The sequence below is a fragment of the Chitinimonas arctica genome (genome assembly GCF_007431345.1).
GTDB classification, from domain to species: domain Bacteria; phylum Pseudomonadota; class Gammaproteobacteria; order Burkholderiales; family Chitinimonadaceae; genus Chitinimonas; species Chitinimonas arctica.
In genome coordinates this window covers 4,495,475-4,508,558 of the sequence record NZ_CP041730.1, presented here as the reverse complement: position 1 = coordinate 4,508,558, position 13,084 = coordinate 4,495,475, and the positions used below count along the sequence as shown (strand labels likewise).

General features: G+C 62.7%; 10 protein-coding genes. 1 reads left to right on the top strand and 9 read right to left on the bottom strand.

Translation table 11 applies throughout. The annotated features are described in order from the left end of the window. Positions 1-3: 3 nt before the first annotated feature. The 4 genes from FNU76_RS20605 to FNU76_RS20590 are packed head-to-tail and all read right to left on the bottom strand — an operon-like array spanning position 4 to position 5,399. Positions 4-2,481, bottom strand: a complete 2,478-nt coding sequence (locus tag FNU76_RS20605) for a heavy metal translocating P-type ATPase (protein ID WP_144279941.1) — start codon at positions 2,479-2,481, stop codon at positions 4-6. Between the two features lie 22 nt (positions 2,482-2,503). Beyond that, on the bottom strand, positions 2,504-3,424 hold the full coding sequence (locus FNU76_RS20600; protein ID WP_144279940.1) for a hypothetical protein: 921 nt from the start codon (positions 3,422-3,424) through the stop codon (positions 2,504-2,506). Positions 3,425-3,479: 55 nt separating this feature from the next. Beyond that, on the bottom strand, positions 3,480-3,932 hold the full coding sequence (locus FNU76_RS20595) for a YiiD C-terminal domain-containing protein (protein ID WP_144279939.1): 453 nt from the start codon (positions 3,930-3,932) through the stop codon (positions 3,480-3,482). Positions 3,933-3,989: 57 nt separating this feature from the next. Next, complete coding sequence (locus FNU76_RS20590; protein ID WP_144279938.1) at positions 3,990-5,399, bottom strand: DEAD/DEAH box helicase; 1,410 nt, start codon at positions 5,397-5,399, stop codon at positions 3,990-3,992. 202 nt (positions 5,400-5,601) lie between these two features. Here FNU76_RS20590 and prmB point away from each other — a divergent pair, with 202 nt between their 5' ends. Beyond that, positions 5,602-6,507, top strand: a complete 906-nt coding sequence (gene prmB, locus FNU76_RS20585) for a 50S ribosomal protein L3 N(5)-glutamine methyltransferase (protein WP_144279937.1) — start codon at positions 5,602-5,604, stop codon at positions 6,505-6,507. 47 nt (positions 6,508-6,554) lie between these two features. Here the strand turns inward: prmB and FNU76_RS20580 are convergent, their stop codons facing one another. The 5 genes from FNU76_RS20580 to FNU76_RS20560 form a co-directional block, all read right to left on the bottom strand. Then, a complete protein-coding gene (locus tag FNU76_RS20580) occupies positions 6,555-7,097 on the bottom strand; it encodes an adenine phosphoribosyltransferase (RefSeq protein ID WP_144279936.1) in 543 nt (180 codons plus the stop codon). 36 nt (positions 7,098-7,133) lie between these two features. After that, positions 7,134-8,423 (bottom strand): NCS2 family permease, encoded by a 1,290-nt coding sequence (locus FNU76_RS20575; RefSeq protein ID WP_144279935.1) that lies wholly within the window; start codon positions 8,421-8,423, stop codon positions 7,134-7,136. 208 nt (positions 8,424-8,631) lie between these two features. Further along, positions 8,632-9,198 carry a chalcone isomerase family protein gene (locus FNU76_RS20570; RefSeq protein ID WP_179958222.1) on the bottom strand — a complete coding sequence of 189 codons (567 nt, stop codon included), beginning with the start codon at positions 9,196-9,198 and terminating at the stop codon, positions 8,632-8,634. Between the two features lie 127 nt (positions 9,199-9,325). After that, complete coding sequence (locus tag FNU76_RS20565; RefSeq protein ID WP_144279933.1) at positions 9,326-10,531, bottom strand: acetyl-CoA C-acyltransferase; 1,206 nt, start codon at positions 10,529-10,531, stop codon at positions 9,326-9,328. A gap of 175 nt (positions 10,532-10,706) precedes the next feature. After that, the gene (locus FNU76_RS20560) at positions 10,707-13,076 is read right to left on the bottom strand and encodes a 3-hydroxyacyl-CoA dehydrogenase/enoyl-CoA hydratase family protein (RefSeq protein WP_144279932.1); all 2,370 of its coding nucleotides are present in this window, start codon (positions 13,074-13,076) and stop codon (positions 10,707-10,709) included. Positions 13,077-13,084: the final 8 nt, after the last annotated feature.

Sequence of the window (13,084 nt, the reverse complement as noted above, 5' to 3'; positions counted from 1 at the left end):
GGCTTAGCGTTTCCCGGCGCTGGATTGGGCGGTCAACCTCAGCGCATTGCAAACCACCAATAAGGAACTTGCCGCCATGCCCAGGCTGGCAAGCCACGGTGTTACCCAGCCCAGCAAAGCGACAGGCAGGGCGATCAGATTGTAGAGCAAGGCCCACCACAGATTTTGCCTGATGATACGCTGGGTAAACCGGGCCAGCCGGCGCCCTTCCGCCAGGGCCACAAGGGAGCCGACCAGCACCATGTCGCCCGCAGCTTGCGCCGATTCTGCCCCGCCGCCCATGGCGACCGATGCATCGGCTGCTGCCAACACCGGCGCATCGTTCACGCCATCGCCAACCATAAGCACGCGCCTGCCCTGCGCCTGCAAGGCTTGCACATAGGCGAGTTTATCGGCCGGCAAGGCAGCGGCACGATAGCAGGGTATCGCCAACTGCCTGGCCAGGCGGCCGGTGGGGCCTTCGGCATCGCCACTCAGCAGATGGCTGCGCACACCCTGCCAGCCCGCCAGCATGGCTGCCGCTTCCGGCCTGACCGTATCGCCCAGCGCGAAGGCCGCCAGCCATTCATCCTCGCTGGCCAGGCAAACCACCGTATCTTCCTGATGCCAAGCCAATAGCGCGTCGGGCGGGGCCGCTCGGCAAAAGCTGGCGACGAAATCCGGCCGCCCCAGCCTCAGCGACTTGCCGGCGACCACGGCTTCCACACCACCGCCGGGATGATTGCGGTAGTCGCCTACCTCCGCGTCGGCCGGGGCGGCGTCGGCCGGCGCGGCGTCGGCCGGCGCGATATCCGCGCGCAGCGCCATTGCGATGGGGTGCTCGGAGGCCTGTTCCAGCAAGGCCGCCAAGGCATGCCCGGACTGCGCCGTCAGGCCCAGCGGCAACACTTCCAGCAGCCTGGGCCGTCCATGGGTCAAGGTGCCGGTTTTGTCGAACACGATATCGGTGACCGTGGCCAGCGTCTCCAGCGCATGCCCGCGGGTAAGCAGCAGGCCCGCCCGCGCCAACCGGCCGGTGGCGGCGGTCATTGCCGCCGGTGTAGCCAGAGAAAGCGCACACGGGCAGGAAATCACCAATACGGCCACGGTAATAGGCAATGCTTGCGCCGGGTCATACAGATGCCACCCATACCAGGCCAAGGCCGCCACCAGCAATAGGGCCGTCACGAAGCTCCCTGCCAGGCGGTCAGCCATCTGGGCCAGGCGGGGCTTTTCCGCCAGGGCGCGGTCCAGCAGCCTGACAATGCCGGCCAGCTGGGTTTCCTGCCCTACCCGCTTTACCTGCACGATCATCGGCCCATCCAGATTGACCGCGCCGCCGATGACCGTATCGGACACCCGCTTGGGCACCGGGCGCGACTCGCCGGTCAGCAGTGCTTCGTCGGCACTGCCTTCGCCCTCCAACACCAGTGCATCAGCCGGATAATGTTCGCCCGGCTTGACCAGCAAGACATCGTCAACCACCAGTTCGGCCACCGGCACTTCCATGCTTGCGTGATTGGCTGGCCAATTGGCCAAACGATGGGCGAAAGCAGGCACCAGTTTAACCAGCGACTCCGCCGCCTCGCCTGCCTTGCGCCTGGCCATGCCTTCGAGATAGCGCCCGCCTAGCAACAGGAACACAAACATGGATACCGAATCGAAATACACCGCACCCTGCTCAAGCACGGTCGCCTGGGCACTGGCCAGGAACGACGCCCACACACCGATCAGCACCGGTGCATCCATGCCGACCCGCCGCAGTTTGAGGTCCCGCCATACGCCCTGGTAAAAGGGTAGGCAGGAATACAGCAGCACCGGCAGGGTCAGGATCAGGCTGGCCCACTGCATCAACCCCAACATGGCGGGCGAGATGTCGCCCGGCGCCGCCAGATAGACCGGCACGGCATACATCATCACCTGCATCATCGACAATCCGGCGATCCACAATCGCGCCAGCGCTTGTTTGCGCTCGCGTTGGCGCAAACTTTCCTGGCGACCCGGATCGTAGGGATGGGCGCGATAGCCGATGGCGGCGACAGCGGCGAGGATCTGCGACAACTGCACCCGGCGCTCGTCCCACCGGACCCTGGCGCGGTGGGTGGTGTAGTTGACGCTGGCTTCCAGCACGCCGGGCATGCCCAGCAGATGGCGTTCGTTCAGCCAGATACAGGCGGCACAGCTGATGCCCTCCAGCAGCAAGGCCGCCTCGCGCACGTGCTCCGACTCCTGCCGGACAAAGCTGGCCTGCAAGGCCACCGAATCGTATAGCCGCAACTGCTCCAGCAATTCAGCGGGCATGGCGCCTACGCGCTCCGCCTTTTGCTCGCGCTGCTCGTAGTAGTAGTCCAGTCCGGATCGTAGAATCGTTTCGGCCACGGCCTGGCAGCCGGCACAGCAAGTGGCCTGCACGGTCTGTCGGTAGTGGACGGGAAAACGGGGCGGATCGCGGTCGGTCTCGGCGACGGCAAGACCGCAATGGAAACAGGTATCGTGCTGCATGGCCGCTATTGTACCGACCCCATCAGCGGGACGCGCCCACGGCTAAAGGCTTTTTCTCGCCGTGCAGTTCGGGGCCGAGCTCATCCCACCAGGCCGTCCTGGCCAATGGGGTATCGGCCGACAGCGTTGGATTGGCAATCCGGAATACACGTCGCCCCGAAAGCTGCAAGCCATCCAGTACCAGCCGCTTGTAGTCCAGGTAGCGGCGCTCGAACTCGCCGGTCTGGATCAGCTTATGCAGGCCATTTTCGATCCGCTTGGCGAGCAACTCCCCTTCCGGCGTGCGCGCCACGAAAAAATAACGCGGCAGCGGATAGTAGAGCAGCAAGGCCTGTTCGATTGCCACATCCGCGCCACCCTGGCGCTGTACCTTGTATTCGTCGCCTATCTCGTTGACGCCACGCGAAAACAGCGGGAATCGATCCGCCTGCAGCATCCGGAACAGTCCGGCATACCCCTCGCCCTCCACCACCTGCAAACCGGCCGCGCGCAGGATCTGGGTGTCCACCCATTGCCGGTCCTGGCCGATGCCGAACCTGGCCAGCTCGGATAGGGTGCGCACCTTTTCCAGTTTGGCTTGCGTCTGCGGGCGAATCAGGAATAGCCGGTAACCGGTCAGGCCTTTATCCAGCGGAATCCGGATTGGCAGCAGTTGCTTTTCCAACTCCGCCGAAGTGGTCCGCACCATGACATTGATACCGCCGTCGCCGCGGGCAATCTCCACGGCCGCGCGGGGCGGGCTCATCACCTCGGGTCCGGCCTGCAGGGCAAACGAGCCGTACTGGCTTTCGTTGGCACGCAAGGCCGCGCTCAGCAAATCCCAATAGTATTGGTAGCGCTTGTCGTTGGGATTCTGGGCCGGCAGATAGGACAGCCGCAGCGGCTCGGCCAGGGTGCCAAGTGCCAGGCAGGCAAGGAGCAAGCGGAACATCAGGCGCAACATTGTGCGACGACCTCCTATTGGACTGGGCTGCGGCGACAAGTCCGCAAGGATGCGATCAAGCGTCCGTGCGGCGCGCCACGTATTCGCCGCTGAAGCGGGCGACGACACGCGCCTCGCAGCACAGCTCGACCGTGACGGCCAGACGCGCCGTACCCTTGCGACGGAATATCCGCAGGAATCGTTCCCGCTCCGACTCATCCGGGCATCGCGCGGTGGCGGAAAAAGCGCCGGAAACGGGTAGTAAATAGGTGGTTTCGCCCCGCTGCACGACGATCTCGACCGCGCTTTCCAGCCCGGCAAGATCCAGCTGCCGCTGGGTCTCTACCCAGCCCGCCAAGGTGGCGAGCGCGGCAATGCTGCCGCCAAAGCCGGTGCCCTTGTCATTGACGTTGGGCGCCAAGGGTGCGTCCAGGCTTACCCGGCCATCCGGCAGCGACCGAAACGCCACCTGCATGGCTCGGGCGAGCGGTATGCCGTTATAGATCAGGGATTGCCAGTCTCGGGACATAGAGGGAGCAGCCTGGGCGGGGCCGGCTCTCACCGGCACTCCCCGCCATACGGCATTTTATTTGGAGACGGTATAACGGGGTGGCAGCAGCAATGCCGGCAACTCGCGTGCCATATGGCGCGCTTGCTGGAAGTGCTGGATGGCGGTGGCGACGTGGCCACCCAGGGCAGCGGCGTGCACCTTGTTACGACGGTCCACCAGCGGCGTCTCGATCTGCATGATATCGCTACGGCGCCCACCCACGCGTGGCGTGCGCGGCTCCCGTTCGGCGCGCGGCTCGCGGCTTTCGCGATATTCGCGCGGCGGACGCTCGCGGCTTTCGCGCGGTAGATCGCCGCCCGGTGCCGGGGTGATTTCCAGGGGCTTGCCGATCAGCTTGCGAATCAGCATCAAGGATTTGTCCTCGTCCGGCCCCACCAGGGAGATCGCGATACCGGTGGCGCCGGCACGGCCGGTTCGGCCGATGCGATGGACGAAGTCTTCCGGATTGGTCGGCAGCTCGAAATTGACGACAAAAGGCAACTCGTTGATGTCCAGCCCACGTGCGGCCACATCGGTAGCAACCAAAACACGCAGCTTGTTGTCCTTGAAAGAGGCCATGGTGTCGAGCCGGGACTGCTGGGTGCGGTCGCCATGGATGGCCTCGCAATCAAAGCCATCGCGCTTCAGTTCGCGCGCCAGGCGGTCGGCCATCAGTTTGGTGCGGGTAAAGACGATGACTTGCTGCATGTCATGATGGCGGATCAACTGCGCCAGTACCCGGCGCTTGTTGACCGGTTCCGTGGCGTGCATATGCAGCACCACCGACTCATTGGTGGCGTTGCGACGCGCCACTTCGATGACTTCCGGATTGCGCATGAAGTCTTCGGACAGCTTCTTGATCTCCGGCGCGAAGGTGGCGGAGAACAGCAGGGTCTGGCGGTGCGCGGGCAAGAGGCTGAGAATCTTGCGGATATCGAGGATAAACCCCATATCCAGCATACGGTCCGCTTCATCCAGTACCAGGATTTCGACCTGCGACAGATTGATGGTCTTGTTCTGCACATGGTCCAGCAGGCGGCCGGGCGTGGCCACGACGATTTCCGAACCCTTGCGCAGCGCTTCGATCTGCGGCTTCATATCCACGCCGCCGAATACCGCGGTAGCGCGGACAGGCATGTACTTGCTGTAGGTCTGAACGCTGTCGAATACCTGGTCGCATAACTCGCGGGTAGGCGTCAGGATCAGCGCCCGAACCGGGTGGCGAGCCGGCGAGGCACTGGTATTGGCATAGGGCTGCAATTTATTGAGCAGAGGCAAGGTAAACGCGGCGGTCTTGCCGGTACCGGTCTGGGCGCCGGCCATTACGTCGCGGCCACTCAATATGACGGGGATGGCATGGGCTTGCACCGGTGTGGGCACGGTGTAGCCGGAATCGAGTACGGCACGAAGGATCTCGGCATGCAAGCCGAGGCTGTCAAATGACATTGCGGGGGAATCTCCAAAGACAAAAGCGGGCCAAGGCTAAACACCTTGCACCCGTGAGCGCCGAACTATACGCGCTAGCCAGCCGAATGAAAACCGCTAAGCCACGAATTACAAAGGAAAAACCGACCTTTCGTCGCACAGTCGGTCATTCCGGGGCCCAGGCTCGCGTAGAATGCGGCTTTTACGCCACCCTCGGCTGCCAATGTATACCTCCGCCCGCACCCATCTTTTTACCATCCGCGACCTATTGCGCTTTGCCGTCTCTCGCTTCAACGAAGCCCGCCTCCACTTCGGCCATGGCAATGCCAGCGCCTGGGATGAAGCCGCCTATCTGACCTTGCACACCTTGAAACTGCCGCTGGACAATCTCGACCCCTTTCTCGACGCCCGCCTGACGCCGAGCGAAATCGACGCGGTCCTGACGCAGATCGAAGCACGGGTCGTCAGCCGCAAGCCGGCCGCCTACCTGACCGGCGAAGCCTGGTTGGGGCCGTATCGCTTTTACGTGGATGAGCGGGTCATCGTACCGCGCTCCTTTATTGCCGAACTGCTACCGCATGCGCTGGACAATTGGATCGAGTACCCGGAACTGGTCCATCGCGCGCTGGATCTCTGCACCGGCTCCGGCTGCCTGGCCATCCTGATGGCCGAACACTACCCGGACGCCGAGGTCGATGCCGTGGATCTGTCGCCCGACGCCTTGGCGGTGGCCGCCATCAACGTGGACGAATACGGCTTGCAAGAGCGTGTACGCCTTCTCGAATCCGACTTGTTCGCAGCCGTCGAGGGCGAGTGCTACGACCTGATCGTTTCCAACCCACCCTATGTGGACGCGCCCTCGGTCGCCGCCCTGCCGGACGAATATCTACACGAACCGGAACTGGCGCTGGGTAGCGGCGAGGACGGTCTGGACGCTACCCGCCTGATCCTGGAAAACGCCAGCCGCTTCCTCAATCCCATGGGGGTATTGGTCGTGGAGATCGGTCATAACCGCGAAGTACTGGAACCCCAGTACCCGGAGCTGGCCTTCACCTGGCTGGAAACCAATAGCGGCGATGGCTTTGTATTCCTGGTCACCCGCGAAGAGTTGGTGGAAGCCGGCTATTGAGGACACATGGGCCGGCAGCCTGGCTGCCGGCCTTTCCATCCGGGCGATCAATGCCCGCTGAAGTCGCACACCGTGAACAATGGTATGCCCTGCTCCCGCACCAGCTTCGAGCCGCCCAGCTCGGGCAGATCGACGATGGCAGCCGCTTCGAATACTTCCCCGCCCAGCTTGCGGATCAACTTGGCGGCAGCGATCATGGTGCCGCCGGTAGCGACCAGATCGTCGATCAGCAGCACGCGCTGGCCCGGCACGATGGCATCCGAATGCAGCTCGACCGTGGCCGAACCATATTCCAGCTCGTATTCCTCCGCGACGGTATGGAAAGGCAACTTGCCCTTCTTGCGCACCGGGACAAAACCGCGATTGAGTTCATAGGCCACCACGGCGCCCAGGATAAAACCCCGCGCGTCCACACCGGCCACGACATCGACATTCATATCCATATAGCGATGGACAAAACAGTCCACCAGTACCCGGAAGGTTTTGGGGTCCTGGAGCAAAGGCGTGATATCGCGGAACTGTACGCCCGCGATAGGCCAATCCGCTACGGTACGGATACGGTCACGGATATAGCCTGGATCGATCAGCATTCTGATTCCTTATTATGAGTTCGGTAACGCCATGGTTTAGAACAGTGCGAACTTCATGATCCACAAGGCGGCGATCACCACCACCGCCGGTGTCAGATCGCGGAAGCGCCCCGACAGCAGTTTAAGTCCGGTATAGCTGATAAAACCGAAGGCAATGCCGTCGGCGATCGAGAAGGTGAACGGCATCGCCAGGGCGGTGATCACGGCCGGTGCTGCTTCGGTCAGGTCGTCCCAATTGATCTCGGCCAGGCCTCGAGCCATCAATACCGCCACGTAGCAGAGTGCCGGCGCGGTAGCGTATGCCGGCACCGCGCTTGCCAAGGGCGACAGGAACAGGGCTGCCAGGAACAGGATGGCCACCACCACGGCAGTAAGACCGGTGCGCCCACCCACCGCCGTCCCGGCGGCCGATTCGATATAGGCCGTGCAGCTGGAGGTACCCAGCGCCGCACCGGCCACGATGGCGGTGGAGTCGGCCAGCAAGGCGCGCTTCAAGCGCGGCAGCTTGCCATCGCGATCCAGCAGGCCGGCCCTATGCGATACACCGATCAAAGTACCGGTCGTGTCGAACAGGTCCACGAAGAAGAATACAAACACCACCCCCAGCAGGCCGGCCGACATGGCGCCCTGCAAATCCATCTGCATCAAGGTGGGCGTGATGCTGGGCGGCGCCGAGAATACGCCGTTGAAGGTCTGTAGACCGGACAGGATGGCCAGTACGGTTACCGTGAGGATGCCGATGATCACGCCACCGGTAACCCTGCGATATTCCAGCGCCACGATCAGCAGAAAACCCAGGATAGCCAGTAGTACCTTGGGGTCATGCATATTGCCCAAGGTCACCAGGGTGGCCGGATGCGCCACCACTACCCCGGCGTTCTTCAGCGCGATGATAGCCAGGAACATGCCGACACCGGCCGAAATCGACAGCTTGAGCGAATGGGGAATGGCATTGACGATGGCCTCCCGCACTTTGAACAGGCTGACCACCAGGAAGATCACACCGGAGAGGAATACCGCGCCCAAGGCCACCTGCCAGCTTACGCCCATCCCCTTGACCACCGAAAAGGTGAAGTAGGCGTTCAAGCCCATGCCGGGCGCCAAGGCGATCGGATAGTTCGCCACCAGCCCCATGACCGCCGAGCCCAAGGCTGCCGCGATACAGGTGGCGACAAAAACCGCATGAAAATCCATGCCGGTTTCCGACAGGATGGCCGGGTTGACGATGATGATGTAGGCCATGGTCAGGAAGGTAGTGATACCCGCGATGACCTCGGTTTTTACATCGGTGCCGTGCTCACGCAGTTTGAACAGCGCCTCAAGCATTTGAAACTCCCGGCAGGGTTTGCCAGATTCCGAAAAGGGCGCGCAATGTAGCACTACGTCATAACGAAATCAATCGCTTAAGGTGTTTTCATCGAGAGAACAAGGCGGCAAGAAAACAAAAAGGCCGCTCAATTAAAAGCGGCCTTTTTGAGATTGCGTCAATCGGGATTTCCAACGCCCACTGCCCGACACTCGGACATAAGCTGGACTACTTGCCGCCCAACATGCCCGACTTGAGGCTGTCGCTGACCGGCTTCTTGCCCAGCCAGACCCGCAGCAAGGCGCGCGAGAAGTCATCGCCGCCGATCACGTCCCGGATCTGGCCGCGCACGGTGATCTGGGTGCCCTTACCAGGCAGGAAGTCCAGCGCGATCAGATCGCCTTCCTTTACTTCCTTCACACCCTGGAATATGGCGTTCATTTCCTTGAGGCGCGGTTGCAGGGCAGCGAATTCCGCTTCCGTGGTGTTTTCTTCCAGGCCATCCAGCAGCGATTCGTGCAGCTTTTCCGCCTCGACCTTGCGCAGCATGGAGAGCACCACGCGGCGCGGCGTGACGGCATTGACGACGGCATCGGCGTTATTGGTCTTCTGCGCCGCGTACAAACCGGCCACATAGACCTTGGCGATGCCGTACTTGGTACGGATGCCGCCACCGTTGAAAACCAGATCCTGACCGGACACCTTGGCGGTGTCATCCAGCTTTACCCCGCCGATTTCGGCGGCGCCGGCAAACAGACTGCCGCAAGCCAGCAGGATTACGAGGGATTTTTTCATTTGTCTCCGTCCTTCTCGGGTTACGCGGACGCTGCCGCGAATGATGCAGCGAATGGCAAACGCCATTCGATAAAAGGCCGGCGGGCAATAATCTGCCGGCCGGCCTGCATACTGGGCTGGGCTGACTTTACAGCGACTGAATGATACCAGCGGCGCCCATACCGGTGCCGATACACATCGTCACCATGCCGTGCTTGCCCTGCATGCCATGGCGGCGCATGCCGTGTACCAGGGTGGCGGTACGGATGGCGCCGGTTGCGCCCAAGGGGTGGCCCAGGGCGATGGCGCCGCCCAATGGGTTGACCAGCTTGGTATCCAGGCCCAGATCGCGAATAACCGCCAGCGCCTGTGCGGCGAACGCTTCATTCAGTTCCATCCAGGCGATATCGGCCAGGGTCAGGCCCGCTGCCTTCAGCGCGGCCGGAATCGCTTCCTTCGGGCCGATCCCCATGATTTCCGGCGGCACGCCCTTGACGGCAAAGCCGACGTAGCGCGCCAAAGGCACCAGGTTGAATTGCTTGAGGATCTTCTCGGACACGATCACCACGGCGCCGGCGCCGTCGGACATCTGCGAGGAGTTACCGGCGGTAACCGAACCCTTGGCGGCGAATACCGTCTTGAGCTTGGCCAGGCCTTCCATGCTGGTGCCGGCGCGAGGGCCTTCGTCGGTATCCAGCAGCTTCTTGATGATATCGACTTCGCCGGTCGCCAGGTTGGGCGTACGGTAGAGCGCTTCCAGCGGGCTGATTTCCTGCTTGAACTCGCCGCCTTCGATGGCTGCGATGGCGCGGCGGTTGGATTCCACCGCGAACGCATCCTGGTCTTCGCGCGACACACCCCATTGCTGGGCGACCTTCTCGGCGGTCAGGCCCATGCCGTAAGCGATGCCGACGTTTTCGTCCTTGGCGAAGATTTCGGGATTCAGCGAAACCTTGTTGCCCATCATGGGCACCAGCGACATCGACTCGGCACCGCCGGCGATCATGACATCGGCTTCACCGGTACGGATACGGTCGGCCGCGACCTGCACGGCATTGATGCCCGAGGAGCAGTAGCGATTGATGGTCAGGCCGCCGGTAGTGTGCGGCAGGCCGGCCAACAGGGCCGAGATACGGGCCATGTTCAAGCCTTGCTCGGCTTCCGGGAAGGCACAGCCGGCGATCACGTCTTCCACCAGGGCCGGGTCCAGGGTCGGCACCTGGGCCATGGCTTCGCGGATGACATGGGCCAGCATATCGTCCGGGCGGATAAAGCGCATCATGCCGCGCGGGGCTTTACCCACCGGCGTGCGCGTGGCGGCGACGATGTAGGCTTCTTGAACTTGCTTGGTCATTTCAATTCTCCATTACGTAGGGCGGACGGGGCGATTGCCCGCATCGGCCGGAGATGTGGTGGACAAGCCCGGCTTGCCCACCTTGATTCATTGTTTCATCTAAAGGCTCGATCACGCCGGCCAACGCCGCCCTGCCCTATCCGGCCGGGTCGGCGCACGGTTGCGGCGCTGGCGATCAGTTACGCAGCGGCTTGTTGTTCTGCAGCATGTAGGCGATGCGTTCCTGGGTCTTCTCGTTCTTGAGCAGCGACATAAAGCCCTTGCGCTCCAAGGCGAGGATCCAGTCTTCATCGACCAGGGTGCCGGCTTCGACATCGCCGCCGGTGATCACATCGGCGATCAGCGCGCCGATATGGAAGTCGTGCTTGGAAATAAAGCCGCCTTCCATCATGTTGACCAGCTGGCCCTTGATCGACGCTGCACCGGCACGGCCGGCAACCTGGAAACCCTTGACCTTGAGCGGTGCCCGGTAGCCCGATTCCGCCAGCGCCAAGGCTTGCTGCTTGGCGACGTGCAGCAGTTCGTACTGGTTGAATACGATCACGTCGGCGTCCCGGAAGAAGCCGATCTCGCGGGCTTCTTCGGCGCTCTTGGCCACATTGGCGGTGGCGATCGCCATATAGCGATCCTTCAGCGCGGCGAATACATCGCCACGGGCTTCCTGTGCGGCGCGCAGGGCGAATTCCTTGCAGCCGCCGCCGCCCGGCAGCAGGCCGACGCCCACTTCCACCAAGCCGACATAGCTTTCCAGGTGGGCAACCACGCGGTCGCAGTGCATGGCCAGTTCGCAGCCGCCGCCGAAGGTGTAGCCACGGGTGGCCGCTACCGTCGGCACCTGGCTGTAACGCAGGCGCATGGAACCCTTCTGGAACTGCTCGATCATGTTTTCGATACTGGCCCAGTCGCCGGCCATGAAGGCGGGCAGCATGGACGACAGATCGGCGCCGACCGAGAACACGTCGTCCGGGCTCCAGATCACCACGCCCTTGAAGCGCGCTTCGGCAATGTCCAGCGACTTGTTGATGCCTTCCAGCACGGCCGGGCCGATTGCGTGGGCCTTGCTGAGGATGGACAGGACCAGGACGCCATCGCCCGAAGTCCAGGCGCGCAGGCCTTCGTTCTCGAACACGGTCTCGCCGTAAACCGGTGCGGCTTCGCCCACCAGTTGCGCCGGGAACAGCTGGCGCTGGTAGACGTCCAGGGTGGAGCGCGGTACCAGGGCGTTCTTGCTGGCGCTGTAGGAGCCGGCGGCTTCGTGCACGCCTTCGCGTTCGAACACCCAGGCCGGCAGCGGCGTGGCGACAATGGTCTTGCCTGCCTCGATATCGGCCTTGACCCACTCGGCCACTTGCTTCCAGCCGGCGGCCTGCCAGGTTTCGAACGGACCTTCGTTCCAGCCGAAGCCCCAGCGGATGGCCAGGTCGACGTCACGGGCGTTGTCCGCCACGGTGTCGAGATGGACGGCGATGTAATGGAACACGTCGCGGAAGCAGGCCCACAGGAACTGGGCTTCCGGATTGGCCGACTCGCGCAGCTTGAGCAGACGCTTGCCGGGATCCTTGATCTTCATCAGTTCCTTGACCGCGTCGTCGCCCTTTTGATTGGCTTCGACATAGCTGCCGGCGGTCGGATCGAGCACCAGCTTGGTCTTGCCTTCGCGCTTGTAGATACCGACCTTGCTCTTGGCGCCCAGGGCGCCGGCTTCGATCAGCTTGGCCAGCCATTGCGGCGATTGGAACAGCGCATGCCACGGATCGTCGGGCAGCGTGTCCTGCATGGTTTTCACCACGTGGGCGAACGTATCCAGGCCCACCACGTCGGCGGTACGGAAGGTCGCCGACTTGGGGCGGCCCAGGCGCGGGCCGGTCAGGTCATCGACCACGTCGAAGCGGATACCGAACTTTTCGGCATTGTGGATCGCTGCCAGCATCGAGTAGACGCCGATGCGGTTGGCCACGAAATTCGGGGTGTCCTTGGCGCGGATCACGCCTTTGCCCAGGGTGGTGGCCAGGAAGGCTTCCAGCTGGTCCAGCATTTCCGCATCGCTGGTCACGCAAGGGATGATTTCCACCAGGTGCATATAGCGGGGCGGATTGAAGAAATGGATGCCGCAGAAGCGCGCACGCATCGAGGCCGGGCAGCCTTCGGCCAGCTTGTTGATCGACAGGCCGGAGGTATTGGTGGCGAAAATGGTTTGTGCGCCCAGGTGCGGCGCAACTTTTTCGTACAGGCCCAGCTTCCAGTCCATGCGCTCGGCGATGGCTTCGATCACCAGGTCGCAATCCTTCAGCAGGTGCAGGTGCTCGTCATAGTTGGCCGGCGTGATGAATTCGGCGCGAGCCTTGGCGGACAGCGGCGCGGGATTCTGCTTCTTCAGCGCTTCGATCGCCTTCAGCGCGATACCGTTCTTGGGGCCTTCCTTGGCCGGCAGGTCAAACAGGATGGCTTCCACATTGGCATTGGCCAGGTGGGCAGCGATCTGAGCACCCATCACGCCGGCGCCGAGCACGGCCACCTTGCGGACGATGAATTTGGATTGGGACATGGTGTTCC